The organism is Actinomadura kijaniata NBRC 14229, from assembly GCF_001552175.1.
In the GTDB taxonomy this organism is placed as follows: domain Bacteria; phylum Actinomycetota; class Actinomycetes; order Streptosporangiales; family Streptosporangiaceae; genus Spirillospora; species Spirillospora kijaniata.
This window is the reverse complement of sequence record NZ_BCQR01000008.1, coordinates 45,084-71,662: the sequence shown is the minus strand read 5'-3', so window position 1 is coordinate 71,662 and position 26,579 is coordinate 45,084. Positions and strand designations below refer to the sequence as shown.

The following is a 26,579-nucleotide window of genomic DNA, read 5'->3' as shown; positions in this document are numbered from 1 at the left end:
ACCAAGACCGTCGGATGGTTCTCCGGCCCCGACTTGCCGGCGGACCCGCGGTACGCAAATATACGTACCTACGTACTCTAGTATCGACTTTCCGGGAGTCCGCATGCCGTTCACGGTGTCCGACGCCGAGCTGGCCCGTTCGCTGCGAGGGGGCTTCGTCAGCGACCACGCCGAGGTCAACGGGGTCCGGCTGCACCACGTGGCGGGCGGCCACGGGGATCCGCTGCTCCTGCTCGGCGGCTGGCCGCAGACCTGGTGGCAGTTCCACAAGATCATGCCCGCGCTCGCCGAGCGCTTCCGGGTCGTCGCGGTGGACCTGCGGGGCATGGGCGGCTCTGACAAGCCCGCCGGCGGCTACGACAAGCGGACCATGGCCGACGACGTCCACGCGCTGATACAGCACCTGGGGTACGACGCGGCGCACGTCGCCGGGCACGACATCGGCGGGATGGTCGCCTACGCGCTGGCGGCCAACCACCCCGGCGGCGTCCGCCGGATCGCGCTGCTCGACATCGCGCCCCCCGACGACCGGTTCCACCGGTTCCCGCTGCTCCCGGTGCCCGGACGCCAGCAGGTCGCGGGCGACATCCACGCCGCCCCCGCCCCCTTCCTGTGGTGGTTCGCGTTCAACCAGGTTCCCGGCCTGCCCGAACGCCTGCTCGCCGGCCGTTCCCGCCATCTGATCGACTGGATGTGCGACTACCTGGCGGCCGACCCCGGCGCCATCGGCGACCACGACCGGGCCGTCTACGCGCACGCCTACGACACCGAGGACGCGATCCGCGCCGGGAACTCCTGGTACCGCGCCCTCGCCCAGGACATCGCCGACGGCGAGACCTACGCCCCCGTGACCGCGCCGCTCCTCGCCCTGGGCGGCGAGGGCACCCGGGGGCTGCTGCGGTCGGTGCTGGAGCCGAAGGCGGCCGACCTCCGCGTCATCGAGGTGCCCGGCAGCGGCCACTACCTCCCCGAGGAGCAGCCCGAGCAGGTCGTCCGGCACCTGACCGAGTTCTTCTCCTGACCCCGCGACCCGCCCGGACCGGTGTCCCGCTGGATGCAGCGCACGATGAACGCCCGTGTCAACCGCAGGATCCGCCGAGGTCGCGGCCACTTCACGGGGACGCGCTGATCCTGCACACGGTGGGCCGCCGCCCCGGCTGGCACCACGACCTGGTGGCCCACCCCGCGGTGGTGACCGTGCCGGGCGCCGGGGCGTTCTAGTCCTGGACGAGGGGGCGGTCCTCGGTCCAGTCCACGTGGATGTGCCGGGACGCGAACAGCCAGGCGTCGCCGTCGCGGGCGAAGGTGTCGAGGTAGCGGGCGACCATGACGAAGACGCGCGGCCCCCGCGGGGTCTCGTAGACGTGGCGCGCGTCGCAGTAGGTCTCGGCGGTCGGCGGGTCGCGGGTCAGGTCGGGCAGGTGGTTGCCGACCAGGTGGTGGGTCACCGCGAAGCGGTCGAGGGCGGCGGTCGCCTCGGCGATCTCGGCGCGGCCCCGGTAGACGCGCGGCGGGGCGTCGCGTTCGTGGACGACCAGCTCGCCGTCCTCGGTGAACAGGCCCGCGACGACCTCGGGCCGCCGCCGGTCGAGCCCGGAGGCGTACCGGTGGACCAGGTCCCGCAGGGCGCTCCGGACCTTGCCATCGCTCATGCGGCGACCGTACCGGCGGAGCGGGCACGAGACCAGCCGGACGCCGGTTCGCCGCGAACGTCAGGCGAGGGCGTACATGCGGATGGCGACGACGTCGGCCTCCACCTCGCGCGCCAGGCCGACGAAGACGGTTTCGGCGAGCCACCGATGCGCCGGGGCGTCGGTGCGGAAGGTGGGCGAGGTGCGGTAGTACACCCCCGTCTCGGTCACCCGCAGGTCGCCGTCGTGCTGGTCGGGGCTGTCGGCGCCCTCGTGGTAGTAGCCCCGGTTGACGATGTCGATGACCGCGCCGTCCTCCGCCTGGAGGAGGTAGCGGGCGTCGAGCTCGCAGACGCGGCCACGGGTGCTGGACCAGTCGCCGCCACCGGGAAGGACGGTCCCGCGCAGCAGCGGGCCGTCGACCGTGCCGCCGGTGATGGGGGTGAACTCGGTCCTCTCGCCCTCGCCGTGCCCGACGTGCAGGGTCGGGGCCAGGCGGGCGCGGATCTCGAAGGCGAAGGTCAGGGCGGGAGCGAACGCGGACTCGCGGATGCCGGGCATGACCGCAGGCTAGCGGGAAACCGGCGGATGTGTAACAGCGTTGTACATCAATGTTGCATAACGGGTTCCCGCACACCTCCCCCTCCGGCCGGACGTGCGCCCGAGGCGCTGGCCGCCCGGCTCGGGGCGCCGCCTTCACGCCACCGCCGGGACAGAAGGCCGGTCACGTCCGTGCGGCCGAGGATCAGCCGAGGATGAGGGGGAGCTTGGCGGGGAAGTCGCTCAGCGCGGCCTTCTCCGCGTCGGCCGGTGCGCGGCGTCCGGTGCCGACCAACAGCGCGTCGGCGTCGGAGAACGAGGCGGGGAACGGGCTTCCGGCGATCTTCTCCAGCGCGGCGCGCGCCGCCGCGAGGGTCTCGGCGGGCGGGTCGGCGGCCGACGGCAGGTGCGCGATCAGGTCGAGGTGGTGCAGCGTCCATTCGAGCACGTACGCCGACAGGTAGTCGCCGACGGTCAGCACCATGTCCTGGGTGCTGACGCGGGCGGCGGGGTCGGCGAGCTCGGCGGCGCGGCCCGCGGCGGAGCCGACGTCGTCGAGGTGGAACTTCAGCCACCGCGGCTCGCCGTAGGCGGCGGCCAGCCGCGGGATCAGCGCGTCGAGCGGGTCGTCGCCGGTCGGGGGTTCGTCAAGGAGGCTCCAGTAGCCGGCCGCGTCCACGGTCGGTTCGGTGTCGGCGGGGGTGACCAGGGTGATCAGGACGTCCTGGGCGTCGATGACCAGGTGGCACACCAGGTCGCGCACCAGCCAGCCGGTGCAGCCGGAGGGCCGTTCGAAGTACTCGTCCGGAAGTTCGGCGACCGCCGTGCGCAAAGCCGCCCATGAACGCGAGAAGAGATCCACTGCGGCACGGTAGTCCCGGCCCGGAACACCGGACAAGTGATTAACGAACGGCACAATGCCAGGGAAGTGGCCGCCGGTCTCCCCCAGGCGGCCGAACAGCACCGGGCCCACCACGCCGACCGCGGGTGGGCCCGGTCCATGGGGTGGGCCGGCCACCCCATGGACCTGTGTCACGCCGTCAGCGCTGCAACGTCAGCAGACCCGGCCGGTAGGGCAGGAGGCCGTAGTCGCCGCCGGAGTTGGGGCTGCGCCCCTGGTAGAGGAACTGCAGATTGCAGGGATCGACGGTGAAGGTCTGGTCGGCGCTGGTGCGGATCAGTTCGCCATGGCTGATGTCGTTGGTCCAGGTGGCGCCACTGTTGGCCTTGCCGGCGAAGGGGTTGGCCTCGGTCGCGGCCTGCGGTGTCCACGAACCGTTCAGGCTGGTCGCCGTGAACGAGCGGAAGTAACGGCCCTGCGAGCCGATCGCCTCGACGAGCATGAGGTAGCGGTTCTGGCCCTGGAGTTTGTAGACCTGAACGGCTTCGAACAGGTTGTTCGTCGTATCGCTCATGATCACTGTAGAGGTCGTTCCGAAACTGCCCGGGAAGTTCCCGATCGGCATGCTGGCCCGGTAGATCTTGCCATTGTCACCGGCGAAGAAAAGGTACATGTTCGTGCTGTCGCCGATGACCGTCTGGTCGATGGGCCCCGTTCCGGAGCCGGTGATGCTTCCGGAGAAGAGCACCTGCTCTGATGACCAGCCATTCGGGTTGGTGGGGTCGCTCGACGTCCGGTAGGAGAAGGCGCTTCTCCCCCACTGGTAGGCGAGCACCCAGATATTCTTCGGTGCGAAGTAGAAGAGCGTGGGCGCGACGGCGGAATTCGTCATCGCGTTCTGGCCGGCCGAGGACATCTCCGACCAGTTGGTGAACAGGCCGAAGTTCATCGAACCCCATCTCGTCCCCGTGTCGTGCGTCGTCGCATAGACGAGATGCCTACCGCCGTACGGGGCGACGGTGAAGTCCTTGAGCGAGACCCACCCCGGCCTGGGCTGCGCCAGCGGGCCCGTTGACGTCCAGCGGTATGTCGACGGAAGGTCGCACGTCGGAGTGGGACCGCCGACCTGGACGAGCTGCCACTGCTGGTTGGCGCCGCCCCAGTCGTCGTACTGGACGATGTTCGCGTTGTCGGCGGTGGAGGCGCCCTGCGCTTCGAGGGCCTTGCCGCTGTGGCGTGAGATGAGCCGCACGTGGCCACCCGGGCTGTCGGCCAGCCTCCACTGCTGGTTGGCGCCGTTCAGGTCGGCCCACTGGACGATCGGGCCGCCGTTGGCGGTGGAGAAGTTGTGGACGTCCAGCACCTTGCCGGAGTGGCGGGACTGGACGCGGTAGTAACCGCCGCCGGCGTCGACGAACCGCCACTGCTGCTGGTTCTGGTCGTTCCTGGTCCACTGGGTGATGCGGGCGCCGTCGTTGGTCGCCAGGTTGTGGACGTCCAGGGCCTTGCCGCTGTTGCGGTTGACCAGGACGTACCACTTGTCCACATCCACTGTCGCAGCCTCGGCGTTCTGGGTGTTGGTTACGGACAAGGACGCCGACAGCAGGAGCGATGCCAGGATCGCACCGATCCTCAACATGAAGTACTTCCTTCCGTTCGACCTGGATGTTAGCGCTAACATTCTGCGTCGGATGAGGCCCTCTCTCCATCGGTGATCGGGAGGTGGTGGTGGCCGGAGTAAATACGAGGCGAAGCGGCATCGTCAAGGGCCCCGGACCTTCGAAAAGTTTTCGAACACAAACCGGCTGATAGAACGCCTGCGTCACCCGGCGACTGGAAACACGCGCTGGAATATTTCACGACTATTGACAGGATCTGTAGGCGCTCACACACTGAGTCCGCGACGCCCTGGTGGTGTGTGCGTTCCCCATACCGGAACGCGGCGTCTGTCGCGCGGGATATGCCCCGCGCCTCCACTCCTCGTTCATTCATGGAGGAACAGACGTGCCTACGAACGCCATGCCCAGATTCGAAATCCGCAAGCGGGCCCTCGTCACATGCGCCCTCGGGGTGCTCAGCGCGACCGTCGCTCTGGTGACACCGGCTCCGGCAGCTGCCGCGGCCGGCACGCTGGGCGCCGGGGCGGCGCAGAACGGCCGTTACTTCGGCACCGCCATCGCCTCGGGCAGGCTCAACGACCCGGTGTACACCACGATCGCGAACCGCGAGTTCAACTCGGTGACCGCCGAGAACGAGATGAAGATCGACGCCACCGAACCCCAGCAGGGCCGGTTCGACTTCACCGCCGCCGACCGCGTCTACAACTGGGCGGTCCAGAACGGCAAGCAGGTACGCGGCCACACCCTGGCCTGGCACTCCCAGCAACCCGACTGGATGCGGAACCTCAGCGGCGGCGCGCTGCGCCAGGCGATGATCAACCACATCAACGGCGTCATGGCCCACTACAAGGGCAGGATCGCCCAGTGGGACGTCGTGAACGAGGCCTTCGCCGACGGCGGCTCGGGCGCCCGCCGCGACTCCAACCTCCAGCGCACCGGCAACGACTGGATCGAGGTCGCCTTCCGCACCGCGCGCGCCGCCGACCCGGCCGCCAAGCTCTGCTACAACGACTACAACGTCGAGAACTGGACCTGGGCCAAGACCCAGGCCATGTACGCCATGGTCCGCGACTTCAAGCAGCGCGGCGTGCCCATCGACTGCGTCGGCTTCCAGTCCCACTTCAACAGCGGCAGCCCCTACGACGGCAACTTCCGCACCACCCTGCGGAACTTCGCCGCCCTCGGCGTCGACGTGGCCATCACCGAACTGGACATCCAGGGCGCCTCGCCCACGACCTACGCCAACGTGACCAACGACTGCCTGGCCGTCCCGCGCTGCCTCGGCATCACCGTCTGGGGTGTGCGCGACACCGACTCCTGGCGCCCCGAGCACACACCGCTGCTGTTCGACGGCAACGGCAACAAGAAAGCCGCCTACACCTCGGTCCTCAACGCCCTCAACGCCACCTCGCCGCCCACCCCCGGTTCGGGGACGATCAAGGGCGTCGGTTCGGGACGTTGCCTGGACGTGCCCGGCGCCAGTACCACCGACGGCACCCAGCTCCAGCTGTGGGACTGCCACGACGGCACCAACCAACAGTGGACCTCCACCGCCGCAGGCGAGCTCAGGGTCTACGGCAACAAGTGCCTGGACGCCGCCGGCACCGCCAACGGCGCCAAAGTCCAGATCTACAACTGCTGGGGCGGCGACAACCAGAAATGGCGCCTCAACTCCGACGGATCCATCGTCGGAGTCCAGTCCGGCCTCTGCCTGGACGCCGCCGGTACCGCCAACGGCGCCCTGATCCAGCTCTACTCCTGCTGGAACGGCGGCAACCAACGCTGGACCCGCACCTGACCCCCACCGCGAACCGGGCGACGGCACGATCCCCGCGGTGAGCCGATCAAGGTCGAGGCGGGCGGCTCGGTGGTGAGCCGTCAACCACCGAGCCGTCAACCACCGAGCCGCCCGCCTCGCTGCTCCAGCGAAGCTGACGCTGTGCGGAGAACCATCGCTCGTGTGGTCGACCTCCCACGTTGGAGCCAATTGGAAAGGTCTCGTCGGCACCGGTTCCGTCAGGTCCTCCTCAACCCGGCCGCGGTAGTGGTGGGCCTCGCGCTGGATGCGGTCCTCCAGCACCTCCCGCGGCTCCACGTGCGGCCCGTCAGCCGGGAGGGGAGCCGCGGGTGCCGGACCAGGGAGTGGCCGCGCACGCTCTGACGGTGCCCGCAGGCGGAGTCAGCCCTTGGTCGCGCCGGCGGTGAGGCCGCTGATGAGCTGGCGTTCGGCCACCGCGTAGAAGGCCAGGGCTGGCACCATCGCCAGCACGATGTAGGCGAGGACGAGCGCGTAGTCGGTGGCGTACTGGCCCTGGAACTGCTGGACGCCGACCGGGATCGTCTGCCAGCGGGGCTGGCTGAGCACCAGCAGCGGGAGGAAGAAGTTGTTCCAGCTCGTGACGGTGGCCAGCACCGCCACGGTGCCGAGCGCCGGGCGCGCCATGGGCAGCAGGATCCGCCAGAAGAACCCGAACCGGCCGCAGCCGTCCATGGTGGCGGCCTCCTCCAGCTCGGCGGGGATCGTCCGGAAGAACCCGCGCAGGATGATGATCGTCATGGGCAGGCCGAACGCCGCCTGCGGCAGCACCACGCCCAGCGGGTTGTCCAGCAGGCCGAACGCTCTCAGCAGCACGAACAGGGGAAGCACCGCCACCGCGAACGGGAACATCAGCCCCATCGCGAACAGGGTGAAGAACATCTCCCGGCCGCGGAAGGCGTAGCGGGCGAACGCGAACGCCGCCATCGCCGACACCCCCACGGTCAGCGCCGTGGTGGCGATCGCGATCCCGGCGCTGTTGGCGATCTGCCGCCAGAACGTGTCCGAGGTCAGGATGCCGGTGTAGTTGGACCCCCGCCAGGGCGAGGGCAGCCCGAACGGGTCGCGCGACAGGTCGCCGGTGCTCTTGAAGCCCGACAGCACCGCGTAGCCGAGCGGCACGACGATGAACGCGCCGATCACCCAGACGGTCAGGTGCCGGGCGAGGCTCCCCGTCCACCGGCGCGGCCGGCGTGATGGCGCGGAGGGCGCCGGGGCGGGGGTGCTCTGGGCGGCGGTGCTCATCGGGGCGCTCCCGGGGCGGTGACGGCACCGCGCAGGTCGCGGTGCAGGACGTAGCGCTGGTAGAGCAGCGAGAACACCAGGCTGATGGCGAACATGGCCACGCTGATGGCACTGGCGTAGCCCACCTGGTAGCGCTTGAACCCGTACTGGAACATGGTGATCGACATCGTCTCGGTGGAGTGCGACGGCCCGCCGGCGGTGATCACCCAGACCAGGTCGAAGAGCTGGATGGAGCCGATGACCGACAGGAACACGCTGATCCGCAGCGTCGGTCCCAGCAGCGGCAGGACGATGTGGCGGAACCGCCGCCAGGCCCCGGCGCCGTCGATCGAGGCCGCCTCCAGCACCTCGCCGGGGATGCTCTGCAGCCCGGCCAGGTAGAGCATCATGTGGAAGCCGAAGTACTTCCAGGTCATCACCAGGAACAGGGTCGGCATGGCGGTGGAGGGGTCGGAGAACCAGCGGCCCGCCAGCCCGCCCAGCAGCGGCAGGTCTTCCACCAGGTGGTCGGCGAGCCCGCCGCCCGGCAGGAAGATCATGCCGAACAGCACACCGGTGACGACCTCCGACAGCACGTACGGCGCGAAGAAGACCATCCGGTAGACGGCGCGGCCCCGCATGCGGCCGTTGAGCAGCACGGCGGTGCCGACGGCCAGCGGCAGTTGCAGCACCAGCGACAGCAGGACCAGCACCAGCCCGCGCCACAGGTCGCCGCGGAAGATCGGGTCGCCGGCCATCCGGGTGAAGTTGTCCAGGCCGACGAACTCGCTCGGCGGCCCGAACCCGCCCCACCGGAAGAAGGCGGCGTACCCCGCGATCGCGATCGGCAGCAGCACGAACAGGGCGAACAGCACCAGGGCCGGGATCAGGAACCAGGCGCTGGACAGCCATCGGCGCAGCCGTCGGGGCCGCGCGGCGCTCCGGGCGGGCACGGTCGCCCCGGACGCGTCCGGGGTGGACGCGTCCGGGGCCGCCGCGTCCCCGGGTGGGGCTCCGGGGGTCGAGGTGGCCGGTGCGGAGGCGCCCGGTGTCGCGGGCGGTCCCGAGGTCATCGTCCTTCCTCCCGTTCCCGGCCCGGCCGGTGCCGTCGGCTCGTTCCGCTCACGGCCGTCACTGGGTCCTGGCGGCCTGCGTGATCGACCGGGTGACCTGTTCGGGCGTGGCACGGCCGGCGATCAGCTCGGCGACGCTGTCGTTGACCTGCTGGCCGACCGCGGGCGCGAACGCCTGGTCGAGGAAGAGCTGGAAGCCGGTCGCCCCGGTCATCGCCTGGGCCACCTGCTTGCGGTTGGGGTCGGTGATGGCGCTCTCGGCGCCCTTCACCACCGGCATGAACGCGCCGGAGGAGACGAACATGCGCTCGTTCTCGGCGTTGAGGAAGAACCTCAGGAAGTCCATGGCCTCCTTGGGGGCGCCCTTGCGCAGGGCGTGGCCGTTGCCGCCGCCGAACACCTCGGTGAGCGTCCCCTTCCCGCCCTCGACGGTGGGGAAGGGGAAGAAGCCGAGGTCGGCGCCGAGGTCGCCGCCGGCGTCCTCCTGCACGGAGGGTGCCCACTGGCCCATGAGCTCCATGGCGGCGCGGCCGGTGCCCATCAGGGCGGCCTGCCCGCCCGGCGTCGGGTAGCCGGCGCCCTGGTAGCCCTGCTGGAACGGCTGAAGGTCGGCCAGCTCCTTCAGCCGCCGCCCGGCGTCGACGAAGACCGGGGCGGAGAAGTCCCTGGACGTCTCGGCCTGCTCGAACACCGCGCCGCCGCCGATCCTCATCGCCAGGTAGGACCAGTAGTAGTGGCCGGGCCACTTCTCCTTGCCCGCCAGCGCGATGGGGGTGATGCCGGCGGCCTTGAGCCTGCGGACGGCGTCCAGGAACGCCGACCAGGTGGCGGGGGGCTGTTTGACGCCCGCCTTGGCGAAGAGCCGCTTGTTGTACCAGAACCCGACCATGCCCATGTCGTACGGGATCCCGTAGAGCCTGCCATCGAACCGGTAGGCCTCCATCGACAGCGGGTTCAGGGTGGCCGACAGGTCGGCGGCCCGCCGGGTGAGGTCCTCGACCAGGCCGGCCTCGACCTGCTGCTTCAGCACGCCGCCGCCCCAGGAGACGAAGATGTCCGGCAGCTTCCCGGAGGTGGTCTGCGCCGTCATCTTCGCCTTGTAGGCCTCGTTCTCCAGGGCGGTCATCCTGACGGTGACGTTGGGGTTGGCCGCCTGGAAGGCCTGGACGACCTTGGGGTACTGGGTCTTCTGCGGCTCGGTGGTGGCGATGTTCCAGAACTCCAGGGTGACCTTCCCGCCCGCCCCGGAGCCGCCGTCGTTCCCGCAGGCACCGAGCAGTGGTCCGGTCGCGGCCACGAGCGCGCCCGCGGAGGCGGCGGAGAGGAAGGAGCGGCGTGAGGGTGACGCGATGCCCATGGGGGCCTCCTGGGCTCGGGATGGTCGGGGCCGAGGGCAGAAAAACGATCTTCCGAAACATTTCGAAAGGCTTCGAAGGTGTTACTGCCGTGGAACTCTAAAGAGAACCCCGAATGTGGTCAATACCTCATTCCGGTTTCCGCCGCCGAACGTGAAACCCCCTTCCCCGCAGGGCCTGAGAGGGTATCGGCGGAGGCTAGGCGAGCCCGAAAGATTGCGATACTGTTCGCAATCGTTCTCGGGAGGAGAGACCGTGTCCGCACGCGCATCCGATGACGTCTCCGACCGGCCGGGGCGGCCGACGCTGGCCCTGATCGCGGCCGAGGCCGGGGTCTCTCCCGCCACCGTCTCCAAGGTCCTCAACGGCCGCACCGACGTGGCCGCCGAGACCCGCCGGCGTGTCGAGGAGCTGCTGCGCACCCACAACTACCCCGGGCCGGGCGGCACCCGCCGCGCCCGCCGGTCCGGCCTGATCGACCTGGTCATCAAGGGGCTGGACAGCCCCTGGGCGATCGAGATCATGCGGGGCGTGGAGGCCGAGTGCGCCGAGAAGGGCATCGGCATGGTCGTCTCCCAGGTCGGCGACCACGACGCCCGCCCGCCGAGCTGGCAGAACGTGGCCGTCCAGCACCACAGCGACGGCGTCATCCTGGTGACCTCGCGGATGACCCGGCACCAGCGCGAGCAGCTCGAACGCGCCGGGGTCGGCCTGGTGCTGGTCGACCCGGTGAACCTGCCCGACGGCGACATCGCCAGCGTCGGCGCCACCAACTGGGCCGGCGGGCTGGCGGCCACCGAGCACCTGGTCGGGCTGGGCCACCGCCGGATCGCGGTGATCGGCGGGCCCGCCGACATGCTGTGCACCCAGGCCCGCGTGGACGGTTACCGCAGCGCGCTGGAGCGCGCCGGGATCGCGGTGGACCGGGACCTGGTGCGCTACGGCGACTTCCGGCACGAGGGCGGCTTCGAGCGGACCCGCGAGCTGCTGGCGCTGCCGGACCCGCCGACCGCCGTCTTCGCGGGCAGCGACCAGCAGGCGATGGGCGCCTACCAGGCCGCCCGGCTGGCGGGGCTGCGGGTGCCCGAGGACCTCAGCGTCGTCGGCTTCGACGACCTGCCCGCCTGCGAGTGGATGTCGCCGCCGCTGACCACCGTGCGCCAGCCCCTGGAGGAGATGGGCCGGATCGCGGCCCGCACGCTGCTCCAGCTCCTGGACGGGCGCCGGCCGCTGACCCCGCGCGTGGAGCTCGCCACCGAGCTGCGCGTCCGCGGCTCCACCGCCCCGCCCCACTCCTCGGACGCCCCCGAAAGAAGGTAGGGACCGATGACCGAAGCCCTCTCCGCCGCCGGCGCGGTCGGCGGGCCCTGGCGCGACCCGGCGCTGCCGGTCGCCGACCGGGTCGCCGCCCTGGTGGCCCGGATGACCCCGGAGGAGAAGGCGGGACAGCTCGCCGGGTACTGGGCGATGCCCGCCGCCCCCGGCGGGCCGGTGGCTCCCATGGAGGACGACTCCGGCGAGCCCGCCGCCACCCTGGACGAGGTCGTCCGCTCCGGGCTCGGGCAGCTCACCCGGGTGTTCGGCACCGCCCCGGTGACGCCCGCCGAGGGGGCCGCCCGCCTGCGTGACCTGCAACGGCGGGTGGCGGCCGGGAACCGGTTCGGCATCGGCGCGATCGTCCACGAGGAGTGCCTCACCGGGCTCATGACCTGGGGCGCCACCCTCTACCCCGCCCCGCCGGCATGGGGGGCCAGCTTCGATCCCGAGCTGGTGGAGCAGGTGGCCGCCGCGATCGGGGCGGACATGCGGCGGCTGGGCGTCCACCAGGGGCTGGCGCCGGTGCTGGACGTGGTGCGCGACGCGCGCTGGGGCCGCACCGAGGAGTGCGTCGGCGAGGACCCCTACCTGGTCGGGACCGTCGGCGCCGCCTACGTGCGCGGCCTGGAACGCTCCGGCGTGGTCGCCACGCTCAAGCACTTCGTCGGCTACTCGGCCTCCCGCGCCGCGCGCAACATGGCCCCGGCGCCGATGGGGCCGCGCGAGTTCGCCGACGTCATGGTGGAGCCGTTCGTCATGGCGCTGCGCGAGGGCGGCGCCCGCGCGGTCATGCACTCCTACACCGACACCGACGGCATGCCCGCCGCGGCGGACGAGCGCCTGCTGACCGGGCTGCTGCGCGGCGAGCTCGGCTTCACCGGCGTCGTCGTCTCCGACTACTTCGGCATCTCCTTCCTGGAGAGCCGCCACCGCGTGGCCGGGTCGCGCGGCGACGCCGCGGCGCTGGCCCTGCGCGCCGGCATCGACATGGAGCTGCCCACCGTCCGCTGCTACGGCGAGCCGCTGGTGGAGCGGGTGCGCGGCGGCACCGTCCCCGAAGAGCTGCTGGACCGCGCCGTCACCCGGGTGCTCACGTTGAAGGCCGAACTGGGACTGCTCGACGGCGCCACCGCCGGGGACGGGCCCGAGGACGGGCCGCCGGCCGATCTGGACCCGCCCGCCAACCGGGACCTGGCCCGGCGGCTGGCCGAGGAGTCGGTGGTGCTGCTGGCCAACGGCGGCGTCCTGCCCTGGACCGGGCGGGGCCCGATCGCGCTGGTCGGGCCGCTCGCCGACGACCCGGCGGGCATGCTCGGCTGCTACAGCTTCCCCAACCATGTCGGCGGCCACCACCCCGGACTCCCGCTCGGGGTGGCGATCCCGTCGCTGGCCGAGGCGGTGCGCGCCGAGTTCGGCGACGCCGAGGTGCGGGTGGTGGCCGCCGGGGACGTGCGGGTGCCCGCGGACGCCGACATCGCCGCCGCGGCCTCCGCCGCGGCGGAGGCCGACCTGTGCGTGCTGGCGCTCGGCGACCGCGCCGGGCTGTTCGGTCGCGGCACCTCCGGGGAGGGCTGCGACGCCGCGACGTTCGCGCTGCCAGGGCGCCAGGCCGAGCTGGCCGAGGCGGTGCTGGCCACCGGCACGCCCACGGTCGTGGTGCTGCTCAGCGGGCGCCCCTACGCGCTGGGGGCCCTGGCCGGCCGGGCCGCCGCGCTTGTCCAGGCGTTCTTCCCCGGCGAGGAGGGCGCCGGAGCGGTCGCGGGCGTCCTGTCGGGCCGCCTGGACCCCTCGGGGCGGCTGCCGCTGAGCGTGCCGCGCGACCCGGCCTCCCCGCCGGTGCCGTACCTGCGGTCGCGGATGGACGCCGCCCACGACTGGAGCACCGTCGACCCGGCGCCGCTGTACCCGTTCGGCCACGGCCTGACCTGGACCCGCTTCGACTACTCCGACCTGCGGACCGACGAGCGGGCCCCCACCGACGGGACGGTGACGGTGAGCGCCGTCGTGCGCAACACCGGCGACCGCGCCGGGACCGAGGTCGTCCAGCTCTACCTGGCCGACCCGGTCGCCTCGGTCGTGCGGCCCGAACGCTGGCTGGCGGGCTGGGCGCGGGTGCGGCTGGAACCCGGGCGGGCGGCGCGCGTGGCCTTCGCCGTGCACGCCGACCGCACCTCCTTCACCGGCCCGGACCTGCGGCGCGTCGTCGAACCGGGTGTGGTGGAGATCGCCGTGGGCCGCTCCAGCCAGGACCTGCCCCTGCGCGGATCGGTCACCCTGGAGGGCCCGGTCCGCGTCCTGGGCCCCGACCGCGTCCTGACCGTCCCGGCCACCGTCACGCCCGTGTGACGACCGGCCGCCCTCGGCGGGCTGCCCGCCGACGATCCAGGCGTCGCGCCGGTGCCGGCTCTCGGTCGCTTCCTCCACGGCCGCATGGACGACGCCGTCCATGCGCGCGGGAAGGGATCCACCGCGGCACGGCGCCCCCGGGCCGGTCGGCGCCGGGGGCGCGCGGAAAACGCGGGTCAGGTGGGCTCGGCGGACAGGGGGCGGGCGATGTCCTCCAGGGAACGCCGAGCCGCCTCCACCCCGATCAGCAGTTCCACGATCCCGGCGGCGATCATCAGTGCCGCGCCCAGGAAGTAGCCGCCCGCCACCGCCGCCGGGTCGCCGGTCTCCACCAGGCGGCCGAACAGCACCGGGCCCACCACGCCGCCGAGGCCGGTGCCCACGGCGTAGAACGCCGCGATCGCCAGCGCGCGGGTCTCCATCGGGAAGATCTCGCTGACGGTCAGGTAGGCGGCGCTGGCCCCGGCCGAGGCCAGGAAGAACACCGCGCACCAGCAGGCGGTCAGCGTCCAGGCGGTCAGCACCTCGGCGCGGAACAGGAACCCGGTGCCCACCAGCAGCACGCCCGAGCCGATGTACGAGGTCGCGATCATGGTGCGGCGGCCCACCACGTCGAACAGCCGCCCCAGCAGGAACGCCCCCAGGAAGTTCCCCAGCCCGATCGGGATCAGGTAGTAGCCGACGTGGAAGTCGGACACCTGGAAGAACTTGGCCAGCACCAGCGCGTAGGTGAAGTAGACGGCGTTGTAGAGGAACGCCTGCCCGACGAACAGCGACAGCCCCAGCAGGGTGCGGCGCGGGTAGCGCTTGAGGGCGGTGTGGGCGATCTCGCCGAAGCCGATGGTGCGGCGCTGCCGGACGCGGATCGTCTCCTCGACCGGCTCCAGGTCCCGGCCGGTCTCCTCGCGGACCCTGCGCTCGATGCCGGCGACGACGCGTTCGGCCTCCTCCTCGCGGCCGTGGATGAACAGCCAGCGCGGGCTCTCGGGGACGGTGCGCCGCACGACCAGCACGCCGAGGCCCAGCAGCCCGCCGAGCGCGAACAGGGCGCGCCAGCCGAGGTCCTCGGGGATCAGCTCGCCGTTGAGGATCGGGATCGACAGGGCGGCGGCGAACGCGGTGCCCAGCCAGAACGACCCGTTGACCAGCACGTCCACCGTGCCGCGCAGCCGGGCGGGGATCAGCTCGTCGATCGCGGAGTTGATCGCGGCGTACTCGCCGCCGATGCCCGCCCCGGTCAGGAACCGGCAGGCGTAGAACCACCAGGCGTTGAACGAGAACGCCGTCGCCACCGTCGCCGCCAGGTACAGCGCCAGCGTGACCAGGAACAGCTTCTTGCGCCCGAACCGGTCGGTGAGGTGCCCGAACAGCAGCGCGCCCAGGCACGCGCCGATCACGTAGATCGACGCGCCGAGGCCGACCTGCGCGTCGCTCAGGCCGAGCCCGCCCTCCTCCCCCGTCAGCCGGGGGCCGATCACGCCGACGACCGTGACCTCCAGGCCGTCGAGGATCCAGACCGCGCCGAGGCCCAGCAGGATCGTCCAGTGCCACCGGGACCACGGGAGCCGGTCCAGCCGGGCCGGCACGTCGGTCTCGATGGTCCGCGGTGATGCGCTCGTCATGCGCCGCTTCTTCCCGATCTACGGCTTTTATTCCCTCAGGGCATGACGGAGAGCGGCAAGGCGTCGCCTCCGCGGGCTTCCGCCCGAACGCGGAACGTGCGACGGTGTCGGCAACGGCCCCTGCGACCACTCGGAAGTGAGCCCATGCGCATTCGAGACATCCTGCGGAGGAAGGGAACGGCGGTGGTCACGGTGCGACCCGAGGCCACCGTCCGGGAACTGCTGACCACCCTGGCCGAGCACAACATCGGGGCGGTCGTGGTGTCGCCCGACGGCGGAACGATCACCGGGATCGTCTCCGAGCGCGACGTGGTGCGCCACCTGCACGAGTTCGGCGCGGACCTGCTGGACCGCCCGGTCGAGCAGATCATGACGGCCGAGGTGCACACCTGCCAGCCGGGCGCGCGCGTCGACGACCTGCGGCAGACCATGACCGAACGCCGCATCCGGCACCTGCCGGTCGTGGAGAACGACCGGCTGGTCGGGATCGTCAGCATCGGCGACGTGGTCAAGAGCACCATCGACGCCCTGGAGAGCGAACGCGAGCACCTGGTCGACTACATCCAGCGCGCCCCCTGACCGGTCACACGTAGGCGGGCAGCGGCCGCGCGACCGGGGAGGACTCGACCTCCCGGTGCGCGGCGGCCAGGCGTTCGACGGCGTCGCGCAGCGTGTCGGGCGGCAGCACGAACGGCAGCCGCACGTAGTCCTCCAGCACGCCGTCGGCGCCGAACACCGGGCCGGGCACCACGCGCACGCCGTGCCGTTCGGCGGCCTCGGCCAGCAGCGTGGCCACGGGCGCGTCCAGCCGCGCCCACAGCGACATCCCGCCGTCGGGCACGGTGTACTCCCACTCGGGCAGGTGCTCGCGCAGCGCCGCCACCAGCGCGTCGCGGTTGCGGCGCAGGGCGGCCGCGCGCTCGGCGCGGACCTCCTCGACCCGTTGCAGCAGCTCGCCGACGATCAGCTGGTCGAGGACGGGGCTGGCCATGTCCATCGGCTCGCGCGCCATGGCCAGGCGGCGGGCCAGCGGCGCGGTGGCGCGGATCCAGCCGATCCGCAGCCCGCCCCACAGCAGCTTGGACGCCGACCCGACGCTGAGAACCCGGCCGCCGGAGTCGAACGCCGCCATCGGCGCGGGGCGCGGCGCGTCCGGGTCCAGTGACAGCTCGGCGAAGGTCTCGTCGGCCACCACGAACGCGTCGGCGCGGCGCGCGGCGTCCACCAGGGCGGCCCGGTCGTCCTCGCCCATCAGCAGGCCGGTCGGGTTCTGGAAGTCGGGGATCAGGTAGGCCAGCCGGACCGCGGCCTGCCGCATCGTCTGGGCGACCAGCTCGGCGTCCCAGCCCTCGTTGACCCCGGCCGGGACCAGCCGCGCCCCGCGCCGCCGCAGCGCGCCCAGGGCGTGCGGGTAGGTGGGGCGCTCCACCAGGGCGGGGTCGCCGGTCTCCAGCAGCACCTGGGTGAGCAGCGTGAACGCGTGCTGCCCGCCGGTGGTGACGACGATCTGGTCGGGACGGGTCGGCACGCCCCGGTCGGTGTACCCGGCGGCGACGATCTCGCGCAGCTCGGCCAGCCCGGCGGGCTCGTAGCCGGGGCCGGCGCTGTAGCGCGGCAGGCGCTCCACGGCCGCCGCGACCGCCTCCTGGAAGATCGCGGGCGCGCCGGGGGTGGCGCAGCCCAGGTCGATGAAGGCCGCGTCGGCGGGCGCGTGCGCCATCCCGTACTGCCCGGCGATCATCCCGGTGCGGGCGCTGGGCGGCCGCCCGCCCGGCCCGGCGGTCCGGCCGCGCGGCGCCCGCGCCGGGGGCAGGGCCGTCATCCGCACCGGCGGCAGCCGGGTCCAGCTCCCCGCGCCCTGGCGGCTCTCGACGTAGCCCTCGGCGCGCAGCGCGTCGTAGGCGGAGGTGACGGTGGTGCGGCTGACGCCGAGCGCGGCGGCCAGGTCGCGTTCGGCGGGCAGCCGGGTGCGGACCGCCAGCCGCCCGTCCAGGACCAGGGCCCGCACGGCGCGGGCCAGCGCCGCGTAGAAGGGCCGTTCCGGCGGGACCTCGCCCAGCATCCGGGCCAGCTGCGGCCCGCTCACGTAACGCGCGTTCATGCAGACCACTTTTCCATATTGGCCCTTAAATGAACAGGCCACTCTCCACCAGAATGATCGTGGCGACACGGCGTCACGCTGACACGACGCACGTCGTCACCGCTTTGAGGGGAGTTCGAGAAATGGCCTTGATGGCACGCCGTCTGGTGCAACTGTACGCGGGATTGGCCCTCTATGGACTGGGCATCGCGCTCCAGGTGGCCTCCACGCTGGGCAACGACCCGTGGGACGTGTTCCACCAGGGCCTGTCCCTGCGGTTCGGGCTGTCGATCGGGGCGTGGATCATCATCGCCGGGGCGCTGGTGATGCTGCTGTGGATCCCGCTGCGGCAGCGGCCCGGGCTCGGCACGGTCAGCAACGTGATCTTCGTCGGGCTGTTCGCCGACCTGTTCCTGTGGCTGCTGCCCGAACCGGGGAACCTGGCGATGCGTTGGACCTACCTGGTCGTCGCGATCGTGGTCGGCGGGTTCGCCACCGGCTGCTACATCGGCGCCGGGTTCGGCGCGGGGCCGCGCGACGGGCTGATGACCGGCCTGGCCGCGCGCGGCCACTCGATCCGGGTGGTCCGCACCGGCATCGAGGTGACCGTGCTGGCCGTCGGGTGGCTGCTGGGCGGCACCGTCGGGATCGGCACCCTGCTGTACGCGGTGGCGATCGGCCCGCTGGCCCACGTGTTCATCCCGATGCTGGCCGTGAAGACCCCGGTGAAGGAGGAGGCGCCGGTCGAGGCACCGCCGCAGCCCGCCGCCGCCTGACCCTGACACCGGCCCGACGGCCCGCAGCCCCACCGGCTGCGGGCCGTTCCGCGTCCGGGGTGCCCGGCCGGTGCTCCGTCGGCGCTCCGTCAGTGCTCGGCGGCCAGGGCCGTCAGCACCGCCACGAAGTCGCTGGGCAGGACCAGGCGGCCGTCCTCGTACCGCAGGTGCAGCGCGGTGAGGTCTCCCCCGCGCCACCAGTACACGTGCGGGCTGAGCGAGCCGGGGCCGTCCTCGTGGGCGCGCAGGGCGTAGGCGTGGAGCTCCTCGGCGGCGGCGACCGCGGCCCGGTAGCGGGTGCGCGGGTCGGCCCCGCCGGGGCGCAGCACGTGCGCGACGATCTGGCCGTGGGTGGGGGCGACCACCAGCGCGCCGTGCGGCCCGATCGGCAGGTACTCCTCCAGCCACGCCAGGTGGGTGGCGGTGTAGGACGTCATGCCGTGCAGCACCGACACCCGCACGCCGCCCAGCGAGTGCTCGTCGTGCGTCAGCGGGCCGTCGGCGCGCACGTTGGCGCGGCCGAGCATGAACAGCGCGTCGCCCGACACCGGCCAGCCGTGCATCTCCTCGGTGGTGACGGTCCGCACGGTGGTGGGGGTGTCCACGACCACCACCTCGACCAGGCCGGGCACGAACGGCCGGGACGCCAGTCCGCCGTTGTCGGCCTCGACCGGGTAGGCGCGGGTGCGCAGCAGGTGCTGGCCGAGATCGAAGTCGCTGAGGTCGAGGGGCTCCTCGATCGCGGTGACGATGGTGGTGACGTGGTCCGACACCAGCGCGGGCCAGTCGTCGCGCGGCACCCGGCGGGCCAGCTGCCGCAGGTTGCGCACGCTGACGTGCAGGCGGGCGGCGCCCTCCAGCAGCACCGCGTCGGCCGACACCCGGCGGCAGGTGTAGCCGAGGTTCTCGGCGACCAGGACCAGCAGCGAGTCGAGCGCGCCGTCCATGGTGGGGTCGTGGCGGACGTTCCGGCCGTTCATCGAGCGCCTCCCGGGAGGGGGACCAGGGTCAGAGCGTCGGCGTCGATCCGCACCGGAGCGCCGAGTTCCAGGGTGTGCTGGCGTGGACCGTGCCCGGCCGGGACCCCGGCCAGCAGCGGCGCGCCGAGCGGGCCGAGCCGCGCGGTGAACACCGCCGCCAGCTCGGCGGGGTCGCCGCATCCGTCCCACGAGCCCAGCGCGATCCCGGCCACACCGTCGAACCAGCCCGACTGCAGGAGCTGCACCAGCATCCGGTCGATCCGGTAGGGGGCCTCGGTGACGTCCTCCAGGAACACCACGCGCCCGGCGGCGGGGGGCGGGGCGTACGGGGTCCCCAGCAGGGCCGTCAGCATCGACAGCGTACCGCCGGTGAGCGGCCCCTCGGCACGGCCGGGGCGCAGCGCGGCGCTCCCGGTGACCGGCACGGGCGGGCCGCCGAACAGCGCGGCGCGGAACGACGCCGTGCTCGCGGCGTCCGGGTCGTCCGCCCCGAGCAGCCCGGCGACCATCGGGCCGAACGAGGTGGTGACCCCCAGCCGGTTCCCGAACGCCACGTGCAGCGCGGTCACGTCGCTGGAGCCGTGCAGCGGCTTGGGCCCGGCGGCGGCCAGCACGTTCCAGTCCAGCAGGTCCAGCAGCCGGGTCGCGCCGTAGCCGCCCCGGGCGCACACCACCGCGCGCACCCCGGGGTCGCACCAGGCGTCGGTCAGGTCGGCGGCCCGGTCGGCGTCGATCCCGGCCAGGCCCTGCCAGCTGGCGCGGCGCGGCGCGCTGTCATCGAGGTTCACGCTGTCCGGTACGTGCTTGGCGACGGTCACGTTCAGGCCCATCGCGCGCAGCGCGGCGCACCCGGCGGCGAGCCGGCCGGGCTCGACGGGCCCGCTCGGCGCGACCACCGCGACCCGGTCACCGGGCCGCAGCCGGGGGTATGGACGTGGTGCTCCGCCCGGCCCGGCATGATCATCGCCGGCCGCCGGGTCAGCGCCCCCGCTCTGCAACCCGATCCCTCCTCGCATTACACCGTGTAGAGCTTGACAGGTGATCCCGACTGACGGAAGACCTCGGACCGATCAAGGTTCAGTTTTCAATGACAGCGCCACCAGCCTCGGAAGCGTCACACCTATCGGTTCTCGCAGCACGGCGTCGGCGACCGCGTCGTAGGGGGTGGGCTGGGCGTTGACTATCACCAGTCGGGCGCCGTGCTCGACGGCCTCCAGGCACAGCCCGGCGGCGGGCTGCACGGTCAGCGAGGTCCCCACCGCCAGGAACAGGTCGCAGGAGCGGGCGGCGTCGACCGCCGCGTCCAGCACGTCCTGCCTCAGCGGCTGCCCGAACGAGATCGTCGCCGACTTCTGGATGCCGCCGCACTCGGGGCACGGCGGGTCCTCCTCCCCCGCGTCGACCCGGGCCAGCACCTCCGGCATCGGCGTGCGCAGCCCGCAGACCAGGCACTCGGCCTCGCGCATGGTGCCGTGGATCTCCAGCACGTTCACCGAGCCGGCGCGCTGGTGCAGGCCGTCGATGTTCTGGGTGACCAGGGCGCGCAGGCGCCCGGAGCGTTCCAGGTCCACGAGGGCGGCGTGGGCGGCGTTGGGCTCGGCGTTCCAGGCGGGGTGGTCGCGGCGGGACCGCCAGGCGCGGCGGCGGACCTCCGGGTCGGAGATGTAGGCGCCGATCGTCGACAGGCGCTCGGCCGTGGGGTCCTTCGTCCAGACGCCCTGCGGGCCGCGGAAGTCGGGGATGCCGCTGTCGGTGCTGATCCCGGCGCCGGACAGCACGGTGATCGCCTCGGCTTGGCGCAGCCACCGGCGCAGCGTCTGGGGAACGTCCATGGACCAAGGCTAGGCCCGGAACGCTCTATTCTGTTCCTCATACACGGACGGGCCCCGGCACACGGGCGGGGCCCACGGAGCGTCGTGGAGGCGCCCTGTCCCCGAAGGTGTCAGACTGGTCGCCGGTATGAGGACGACGCCGCACATCCTTGTGATCCACGGCACCAAGGTCCGCCGCCCGGTGTTCATCCTGGGCGCGCCCCACTCCGGTGCGGACCTGCTGGCCCGTGCGATCAAGCGGTCCCCCGGGTTCCACCTGACCGCGGGCCGCCCGAGCGTGCTGCGCGTCACCTACGCCTTCGCGCGGCGGCCGTCGATCGCCACCGAACGGGTGGTGGGCGCGGCGCGCGTGCTGCGCGACGCCTACGCCGAGTCCTGGCAGATCTCCGCGCGGTCGTGCGCCGAGTGCCCGCCCGAGTGCCGCGAGCTGGCCGGGCTGCCGCGCCGCGCCGGGGCGGTGCGGCGCGACGCCCCGGCCGGGGATCCGTCGGGGCCGTGCGTGGAGTCGAAGGTGGTGCACCGGTTCGCCGACGCCTCCCCCGACCTGCTCTACAGCGCCGACGTGCTGCTGGACGCCTTCCCCGACGCCCAGCTCCTCCAGGTGATCCGGGACGGCCGGGACGTGGTCGCCGAGATGCTCGGCGACGAGCGCTGCCTGGCCTGGTTCAAGCCGGGCCTGGCGAACCTGGAGACGGTGTTCCCCAACCCGTTCCTGGGGGTGGAGGACCTGGGCGAACGCGAGCGCTGGTCGCGCGCGGCGACGGCGGTCAAGTGCGCGCTGCGGTGGCGTGGAGCGGTCCGGCTCAGCGCCCGGCTGCGGGCGCAGACCCCCGACGACCAGCTCTACACGGTCCGGTACGAGGACCTGGTCCACCACCCGAGCCGCGTCGCCGACGACGTGTCGGCGTACCTGGGCGCCCCGATCTCGCGGGGCACCGTGGCGGGGCTGGTCCGCCCCCGCGACCGGGAGGCGGCCGAACCCCGCACGGGCGTCTGGCGCGAACGCCTGTCACCGCGTCAGCTCGTCCAGGTCGAGAAGGTCGCCGGCACGGAGCTGACGCGCCTGGGCTACCGGCTCAGCGACGGTGAATGACGGCGCGGGCGAGCTCGCGGGGCTTCGGGGCCGTCTCCGGGCCCAGCCGCCAGCCGAGGGCCACGCCCGCCGCGCCGAGTCCGGCCAGCAGGACGGCGTAGCGGCCGGGACCGCTCTTGACCAGCTGCTCCGGACGGATCGTCGGACGCACGCTGTTCCCCTCTCTGTCACGGACCTTTCGTGGGGTTCCGTACCAATCTGACGCTCGCAGATGGCCGTCTGGTTTCCGCTCCGGCTCACCGAAGGGAAGACAAGGAAACCGCATTCTGTGGCGTGCGTCACGTGTTTCGGAGGGGACGCGCGTGGCGGATGGGACGGACCGCATGACGGGCCGCGCGGCGGGTCAGTCGGCCGTCAGGGCCCTGGCCGCCTCGGGCCCGTCGGCGGACCCGTCGGAAGCCCCGTCCTGGCGGGCGAACTGGGTGCGGTACAGCTCGGCGTACAGGCCGCCGCGCAGCAGCAGCTCCTCGTGGCGCCCGCGCTCGACGATCCGGCCGTCGTCGACCACCAGGATCTGGTCGGCCTCGCGGACCGTGGACAGCCGGTGCGCGATCACCAGGGAGGTGCGGCCGGCCAGCGCGGTGGCCAGGGCCCGCTGCACCGCCGCCTCGGACTCGGAGTCCAGGTGGGCGGTGGCCTCGTCCAGCACCACCACCGAGGGGGCCTTCAGCAGCAGCCGGGCGAGGGCCAGGCGCTGCTTCTCGCCGCCCGACAGCCGGTAGCCGCGGTCGCCGACGACGGTGTCCAGGCCGTCGGGCATCGCCGCGACCAGGTCGCCGATCTGCGCGGCCTCCAGGGACTCCCAGATCTCCTCGTCGGTGGCGCCGGGACGGGCGTAGGCGAGGTTGGCGCGGATGGTGTCGTGGTAGAGGTGGGCGTCCTGGCTGACGACGCCGACGCGCTCGCGCAGCGACTCCAGGGTCACCTCGCGCACGTCCCGCCCGCCGATCCGCACCGCGCCGCCGGTGACGTCGTAGAGCCGCGACACCAGATGGGTGATCGTGGACTTGCCCGCCCCGGACGGACCGACCAGCGCGACCAGCTGGCCGGACCCGGCGGTGAACGTCACGTCGTGCAGCACCTCCCGCGAGGGGGCGGCCTCGGCGCGGGCGATCGACTCCAGGGAGGCCAGCGACACCTCCTCGGCGGCCGGGTAGCGGAACGACACGTGGTCGAACTCCACGGCGGGCGCGGCCTCGGCGGCGCCGTCGAGGGGCCGGGCGTCCGGCCCGTCGTCGATCAGCGGCTTCAGGTCCAGCACCTCGAAGACCCGGTCGAAGCTGACCAGGGCGGTCATCACGTCGACGTGCACGTTGGACAGGGCGGTGAGCGGCCCGTACATGCGGGTCAGCAGGGTCGCCAGCGCCACCAGCGTGCCGAGCTGGAAGACGCCGTCCACCGCCAGGAACCCGCCGACGCCGTAGACCATGGCGGTGGCCAGCGCGGCGACCAGGGTGAGGGCGGTGAAGAAGACCCGGCCGTACATGGCCGCCACGACGCCGATGTCGCGGACGCGGGCGGCGCGCTGGGAGAAGTCGCGCTCCTCGTCGGCGGGGCGGCCGTAGAGCTTGGCGAGCATCGCCCCGGCGACGTTGAACCGCTCGGTCATCAGCGAGCTCATCTCGGCGTCCAGCTGCATCTGCTCGCGGCTGATCGCCGACAGGCGGCGGCCGACCCACTTGGCCGGCAGGATGAAGATCGGGAGCAGCAGCAGCGCGATCAGCGTGACCTGCCAGGACAGCACCAGCATGGTGGCCAGCACCAGGACCAGGCTGATCACGTTGGAGACCACCGAGGACAGGGTCGTGGTCAGGGCGCGCTGCGCGCCGATCACGTCGCTGTTGAGCCGGGAGACCAGCGAGCCGGTCTGGGCGCGCATGAAGAACGCGACGGGCTGGCGCTGCACGTGCCCGAACACCTGGGTGCGCAGGTCGTAGATCAGCCCCTCGCCGATCCGGGCCGAGTACCAGCGCTGGGCGAGCCCGAGCACCGCCTCCACCAGCGCCAGGCCGGCGACGGCGAGCGCCAGCCCGACGACCAGGCCGTGGTCCTTCGGCACGATGCCCTTGTCGATGATCGCCTTCAGCAGCAGCGGGTTGGCCACCACGATCACGGCGGCCAGCGAGTTGAGGGCCAGGAACAGCACCAGTTCGCGGACGTAGGGCCGGGCGTAGCCCGCGATCCGCCGCACCGTGCCGGGCTTGAGCTTCTGCTTGGTCACCGACTCGTCGCGCCGGAACGAGGCCATCACCTGCCACCCGTTGCCGGGCATCGTCACTGCGGCCTCCGTAGGGGTCCGGGCGCGTCCGCCCCGCCGTCCGCGGCGAACGCGCGTGTAATCAAGTAAGCATTCCAGTCCCTCCGAACAACACCGTGCGTGCCCGCCCCCTTCCCGCCGCCGCACGCCATCCTGAATGTCCAGGTCCGGCAGGTGTGTCCGGCTATATGGACTTTGTCGCAAGGGCCCGATAAATATGATCAGCAACTTCCGGCTCACTCCCCCCTGGAGCCCTTGTGAGACAACGCCTCCTGCGCGGCGGCGCGGGCGCGATCACCCTCGCGTCCGCCCTGCTCGCCACGACCGCCCTTCCGGCGGGGGCCGCACCCACCCCCGCGGCCCCGAAGATCAAGGTGAGGAACGGCGAGACCCAGCCGGTCTTCTCCCGCGCCGACGCGGTGACCCAGACCGTCGACGTCGAGACCACGGTCGACAGCGACCGCGACGGCGTGCGGGACCGGGTGCGGATGCGGCTGATCCGGCCCAAGGAGACCAACGCCGGTCTCAGGGTCGCCACCATCATCGAGCCCAGCCCCTACTGGGCGGGCACCCACGACGTGCCGATGCACCCGGTCGACATCGACGGGGTGCAGAGGAAGGACCGGGCCGCCGCCAAGCGGAACCTGGCCGAGGTGTTCCCCGGCTACCTGGACAACTACTACGTCCCGCGCGGCTACGCGGTCGCCCAGGTCGACAGCATCGGAACCGGCGGCTCCACCGGCTGCCCGACCTCCGGCGACCGGCAGGAGCAGGCCGGGGCCCGGGCCGCGGTGGACTGGCTGAACGGCCGCGCCCGCGGCTGGTCCCCCGACGGCGCGCCGGTGAAGGCCACCTGGTCCACCGGCAACGTCGGCATGACCGGCCAGTCCTACAACGGCACCCTGCCGAACATGGCCGCCGCCACCGGCGTCAAGGGCCTGAAGGCCATCGTCCCGGTCGCCGCCATCTCCAGCTGGTACGACTACTACCGGGCCAACGGCGGCGTCGTCGCGCCCTACGAGTTCCAGGGCGAGGACCTGGACGTGCTCGCCAAGGCCGTGCTGACCCGGAAGAACCCCGAGGTCTGCAAGCAGGTCATCGACGAGATCACGGCCAAGCAGGACCGCGTCACCGGCGACTACTCGAAGGTGTGGGCCGAGCGCGACTACGTCGGGGACGCGCGCAAGGTGACCGCCGCCGTCATGGTGGTGCACGGCCTCAACGACTGGAACGTCAAGGTCAAGCACTCGGTGCAGTGGTGGAACGCCCTCAAGCAGGCGGGCGTCCCGCGCAAGCTGTGGCTGCACCAGGCCAGCCACGCCACCCCGGTCCGCTGGCGCGGCGAGGAGTGGATGCGCCAGACCGGCCGGTGGTTCGACCGGTTCCTCTACAACGTCCCGAACGGGATCGACCGGGAGCCGCGCGTCGACATCGAGCGTGCCCCCGGCCAGTGGGAGACCGCCAGGGAATGGCCGGTGCCCGGCACGCGCACCGTGGGACTCGCGCTGAACGCCGGCCCGAACGGCCAGCCCGGCGCGCTGTCGCCGCGGCCCCGCCGGGGCGCCCCCCAGTCGTTCACCGACCAGGGCCGCACCCGCACCGCCGAGCAGCTGGTGGTCAACGAGGACCAGGCCGACCCCAACCGGCTGGCCTACCTGACCGGCGCGCTCAAGCAGCCGGTGCGCATCAACGGCACGCCGAGGGCCGCGTTCCGCGCGTCCCTGGACGGCCGCTCGCCGTACCTGACGGCGCTGCTGGTGGACTACGGCACCGACACCCGGCCGACCGGGCGCCGCGCCAACACCACCGAGCAGTTCTGCCCCGGTGAGGGCGTGCCGGGCGACAGCGGGTGCATCACCCGGCAGACCCACGTCACCGAGACCGCCCCCTACAAGATCATCACGCGGGGCTGGCTGGACGTGCGCAACCGGTACTCGATCTCCCGCGAGACCCCGGTCCGGCCCGGCAGGCTCTACGACCTGAAGTGGGACTTCGAGCCGACCGACTACGTCGTCAAGCCGGGCCACCGCCTCGGCGTGATCGTCCTGTCCACGGACTACGACTACACGCTGCGGTACACCCCCGGCACGAAGGTCACCGTGCAGCCGGGCGCCTCGAAGGTGCTGCTGCCGCTGGCCCGCGGCGGCCGGGAGGCGCTGAAGTAGGCGGGCCGAAGT

22 protein-coding genes are annotated in these 26,579 nt (G+C 72.5%); 8 read left to right on the top strand and 14 right to left on the bottom strand.

Going from position 1 to position 26,579, the window contains the following annotated elements; genetic code table 11:
• Positions 1–103: 103 nt before the first annotated feature.
• A complete protein-coding gene (locus AKI01S_RS03275) occupies positions 104–1,021 on the top strand; it encodes an alpha/beta fold hydrolase (RefSeq protein ID WP_067812103.1) in 918 nt (305 codons plus the stop codon).
• Between the two features lie 196 nt (positions 1,022–1,217).
• Here AKI01S_RS03275 and AKI01S_RS03270 read toward each other — a convergent pair whose 3' ends face one another.
• The 4 genes from AKI01S_RS03270 to AKI01S_RS03255 form a co-directional block, all read right to left on the bottom strand.
• Positions 1,218–1,652 carry a nuclear transport factor 2 family protein gene (locus AKI01S_RS03270; RefSeq protein WP_067812101.1) on the bottom strand — a complete coding sequence of 145 codons (435 nt, stop codon included), beginning with the start codon at positions 1,650–1,652 and terminating at the stop codon, positions 1,218–1,220.
• A gap of 60 nt (positions 1,653–1,712) precedes the next feature.
• Positions 1,713–2,192, bottom strand: a complete 480-nt coding sequence (locus AKI01S_RS03265; RefSeq protein ID WP_067812099.1) for a DUF3237 domain-containing protein — start codon at positions 2,190–2,192, stop codon at positions 1,713–1,715.
• Positions 2,193–2,376: 184 nt separating this feature from the next.
• Positions 2,377–3,033, bottom strand: a complete 657-nt coding sequence (locus AKI01S_RS03260; protein WP_067812097.1) for a maleylpyruvate isomerase N-terminal domain-containing protein — start codon at positions 3,031–3,033, stop codon at positions 2,377–2,379.
• Positions 3,034–3,211: 178 nt separating this feature from the next.
• Entirely contained in the window at positions 3,212–4,651 is a 1,440-nt protein-coding gene (locus AKI01S_RS03255; RefSeq protein ID WP_067812095.1) for a non-reducing end alpha-L-arabinofuranosidase family hydrolase, read from the bottom strand.
• A gap of 380 nt (positions 4,652–5,031) precedes the next feature.
• Here AKI01S_RS03255 and AKI01S_RS03250 point away from each other — a divergent pair, with 380 nt between their 5' ends.
• Positions 5,032–6,429, top strand: a complete 1,398-nt coding sequence (locus AKI01S_RS03250) for an endo-1,4-beta-xylanase (protein WP_067812093.1) — start codon at positions 5,032–5,034, stop codon at positions 6,427–6,429.
• A gap of 381 nt (positions 6,430–6,810) precedes the next feature.
• Here AKI01S_RS03250 and AKI01S_RS03240 read toward each other — a convergent pair whose 3' ends face one another.
• The 3 genes from AKI01S_RS03240 to AKI01S_RS03230 are packed head-to-tail and all read right to left on the bottom strand — an operon-like array spanning position 6,811 to position 10,101.
• Positions 6,811–7,692 carry a carbohydrate ABC transporter permease gene (locus AKI01S_RS03240; protein ID WP_067812089.1) on the bottom strand — a complete coding sequence of 294 codons (882 nt, stop codon included), beginning with the start codon at positions 7,690–7,692 and terminating at the stop codon, positions 6,811–6,813.
• Positions 7,689–8,744, bottom strand: a complete 1,056-nt coding sequence (locus AKI01S_RS03235) for a carbohydrate ABC transporter permease (RefSeq protein ID WP_083998813.1) — start codon at positions 8,742–8,744, stop codon at positions 7,689–7,691. The genes AKI01S_RS03240 and AKI01S_RS03235 overlap by 4 nt, the downstream gene beginning before the upstream one ends.
• Positions 8,745–8,802: 58 nt before the next feature.
• Positions 8,803–10,101 carry an extracellular solute-binding protein gene (locus AKI01S_RS03230; RefSeq protein WP_067812088.1) on the bottom strand — a complete coding sequence of 433 codons (1,299 nt, stop codon included), beginning with the start codon at positions 10,099–10,101 and terminating at the stop codon, positions 8,803–8,805.
• Positions 10,102–10,354: 253 nt separating this feature from the next.
• Between AKI01S_RS03230 and AKI01S_RS03225 the strand changes: the two genes are divergently transcribed.
• Entirely contained in the window at positions 10,355–11,419 is a 1,065-nt protein-coding gene (locus AKI01S_RS03225) for a LacI family DNA-binding transcriptional regulator (RefSeq protein WP_067812087.1), read from the top strand.
• Positions 11,420–11,425: 6 nt separating this feature from the next.
• Positions 11,426–13,762 carry a beta-xylosidase/alpha-l-arabinosidase gene (locus tag AKI01S_RS03220; protein WP_067812085.1) on the top strand — a complete coding sequence of 779 codons (2,337 nt, stop codon included), beginning with the start codon at positions 11,426–11,428 and terminating at the stop codon, positions 13,760–13,762.
• A 176-nt stretch (positions 13,763–13,938) separates the two neighbouring features.
• Here AKI01S_RS03220 and AKI01S_RS03215 read toward each other — a convergent pair whose 3' ends face one another.
• The gene (locus AKI01S_RS03215; protein WP_067812083.1) at positions 13,939–15,384 is read right to left on the bottom strand and encodes an MFS transporter; all 1,446 of its coding nucleotides are present in this window, start codon (positions 15,382–15,384) and stop codon (positions 13,939–13,941) included.
• Positions 15,385–15,528: 144 nt separating this feature from the next.
• On the opposite strand from AKI01S_RS03215, the gene AKI01S_RS03210 reads away from it, so the two are divergent.
• Positions 15,529–15,963, top strand: coding sequence for a CBS domain-containing protein (locus tag AKI01S_RS03210; RefSeq protein ID WP_067812078.1), 435 nt, complete (start codon positions 15,529–15,531; stop codon positions 15,961–15,963).
• A 4-nt stretch (positions 15,964–15,967) separates the two neighbouring features.
• On the opposite strand, the gene yczR is transcribed toward AKI01S_RS03210, so the two are convergent.
• Complete coding sequence (gene yczR, locus AKI01S_RS03205; protein ID WP_067812076.1) at positions 15,968–17,485, bottom strand: MocR-like transcription factor YczR; 1,518 nt, start codon at positions 17,483–17,485, stop codon at positions 15,968–15,970.
• A gap of 122 nt (positions 17,486–17,607) precedes the next feature.
• On the opposite strand from yczR, the gene yczE reads away from it, so the two are divergent.
• On the top strand, positions 17,608–18,240 hold the full coding sequence (yczE, locus tag AKI01S_RS03200) for a membrane protein YczE (RefSeq protein ID WP_067812075.1): 633 nt from the start codon (positions 17,608–17,610) through the stop codon (positions 18,238–18,240).
• An 89-nt stretch (positions 18,241–18,329) separates the two neighbouring features.
• Here yczE and AKI01S_RS03195 read toward each other — a convergent pair whose 3' ends face one another.
• The 3 genes from AKI01S_RS03195 to AKI01S_RS03185 all read right to left on the bottom strand — a co-directional run bounded on the left by AKI01S_RS03195 (position 18,330) and on the right by AKI01S_RS03185 (position 21,052).
• The gene (locus tag AKI01S_RS03195) at positions 18,330–19,220 is read right to left on the bottom strand and encodes a hypothetical protein (protein ID WP_067812074.1); all 891 of its coding nucleotides are present in this window, start codon (positions 19,218–19,220) and stop codon (positions 18,330–18,332) included.
• Complete coding sequence (locus tag AKI01S_RS03190) at positions 19,217–20,116, bottom strand: S66 peptidase family protein (protein ID WP_245681460.1); 900 nt, start codon at positions 20,114–20,116, stop codon at positions 19,217–19,219. Before AKI01S_RS03190 ends, AKI01S_RS03195 begins: the two co-directional genes overlap by 4 nt.
• Positions 20,117–20,290: 174 nt before the next feature.
• On the bottom strand, positions 20,291–21,052 hold the full coding sequence (locus AKI01S_RS03185) for an SIR2 family NAD-dependent protein deacylase (protein ID WP_067812072.1): 762 nt from the start codon (positions 21,050–21,052) through the stop codon (positions 20,291–20,293).
• A gap of 127 nt (positions 21,053–21,179) precedes the next feature.
• Here AKI01S_RS03185 and AKI01S_RS03180 point away from each other — a divergent pair, with 127 nt between their 5' ends.
• Complete coding sequence (locus AKI01S_RS03180) at positions 21,180–22,145, top strand: sulfotransferase family protein (protein WP_067812070.1); 966 nt, start codon at positions 21,180–21,182, stop codon at positions 22,143–22,145.
• Here AKI01S_RS03180 and AKI01S_RS50160 read toward each other — a convergent pair.
• On the bottom strand, positions 22,129–22,296 hold the full coding sequence (locus AKI01S_RS50160; RefSeq protein WP_157419632.1) for a hypothetical protein: 168 nt from the start codon (positions 22,294–22,296) through the stop codon (positions 22,129–22,131). The two genes, AKI01S_RS03180 and AKI01S_RS50160, sit on opposite strands and share 17 nt — an antisense overlap.
• A 192-nt stretch (positions 22,297–22,488) precedes the next feature.
• Complete coding sequence (locus tag AKI01S_RS03175) at positions 22,489–24,417, bottom strand: ABC transporter ATP-binding protein (RefSeq protein ID WP_067812193.1); 1,929 nt, start codon at positions 24,415–24,417, stop codon at positions 22,489–22,491.
• Positions 24,418–24,659: 242 nt separating this feature from the next.
• On the opposite strand from AKI01S_RS03175, the gene AKI01S_RS03170 reads away from it, so the two are divergent.
• A complete protein-coding gene (locus tag AKI01S_RS03170) occupies positions 24,660–26,567 on the top strand; it encodes a Xaa-Pro dipeptidyl-peptidase (protein ID WP_245681459.1) in 1,908 nt (635 codons plus the stop codon).
• Positions 26,568–26,579: the final 12 nt, after the last annotated feature.

Coding starts and splice junctions, on each gene's coding strand:
- AKI01S_RS03275 (WP_067812103.1), top strand. CDS start 104: ATGCCGTTCACGGTGTCCGACGCCGAGCTGGCCCGTTCGCTGCGAGGG.
- AKI01S_RS03270 (WP_067812101.1), bottom strand. CDS start 1,652: ATGAGCGATGGCAAGGTCCGGAGCGCCCTGCGGGACCTGGTCCACCGG.
- AKI01S_RS03265 (WP_067812099.1), bottom strand. CDS start 2,192: ATGCCCGGCATCCGCGAGTCCGCGTTCGCTCCCGCCCTGACCTTCGCC.
- AKI01S_RS03255 (WP_067812095.1), bottom strand. CDS start 4,651: ATGTTGAGGATCGGTGCGATCCTGGCATCGCTCCTGCTGTCGGCGTCC.
- AKI01S_RS03250 (WP_067812093.1), top strand. CDS start 5,032: ATGCCCAGATTCGAAATCCGCAAGCGGGCCCTCGTCACATGCGCCCTC.
- AKI01S_RS03240 (WP_067812089.1), bottom strand. CDS start 7,692: ATGAGCACCGCCGCCCAGAGCACCCCCGCCCCGGCGCCCTCCGCGCCA.
- AKI01S_RS03235 (WP_083998813.1), bottom strand. CDS start 8,744: ATGACCTCGGGACCGCCCGCGACACCGGGCGCCTCCGCACCGGCCACC.
- AKI01S_RS03230 (WP_067812088.1), bottom strand. CDS start 10,101: ATGGGCATCGCGTCACCCTCACGCCGCTCCTTCCTCTCCGCCGCCTCC.
- AKI01S_RS03220 (WP_067812085.1), top strand. CDS start 11,426: ATGACCGAAGCCCTCTCCGCCGCCGGCGCGGTCGGCGGGCCCTGGCGC.
- AKI01S_RS03215 (WP_067812083.1), bottom strand. CDS start 15,384: ATGACGAGCGCATCACCGCGGACCATCGAGACCGACGTGCCGGCCCGG.
- AKI01S_RS03210 (WP_067812078.1), top strand. CDS start 15,529: ATGCGCATTCGAGACATCCTGCGGAGGAAGGGAACGGCGGTGGTCACG.
- yczR (WP_067812076.1), bottom strand. CDS start 17,485: ATGAACGCGCGTTACGTGAGCGGGCCGCAGCTGGCCCGGATGCTGGGC.
- yczE (WP_067812075.1), top strand. CDS start 17,608: ATGGCCTTGATGGCACGCCGTCTGGTGCAACTGTACGCGGGATTGGCC.
- AKI01S_RS03195 (WP_067812074.1), bottom strand. CDS start 19,220: ATGAACGGCCGGAACGTCCGCCACGACCCCACCATGGACGGCGCGCTC.
- AKI01S_RS03185 (WP_067812072.1), bottom strand. CDS start 21,052: ATGGACGTTCCCCAGACGCTGCGCCGGTGGCTGCGCCAAGCCGAGGCG.
- AKI01S_RS03180 (WP_067812070.1), top strand. CDS start 21,180: ATGAGGACGACGCCGCACATCCTTGTGATCCACGGCACCAAGGTCCGC.
- AKI01S_RS03175 (WP_067812193.1), bottom strand. CDS start 24,417: ATGCCCGGCAACGGGTGGCAGGTGATGGCCTCGTTCCGGCGCGACGAG.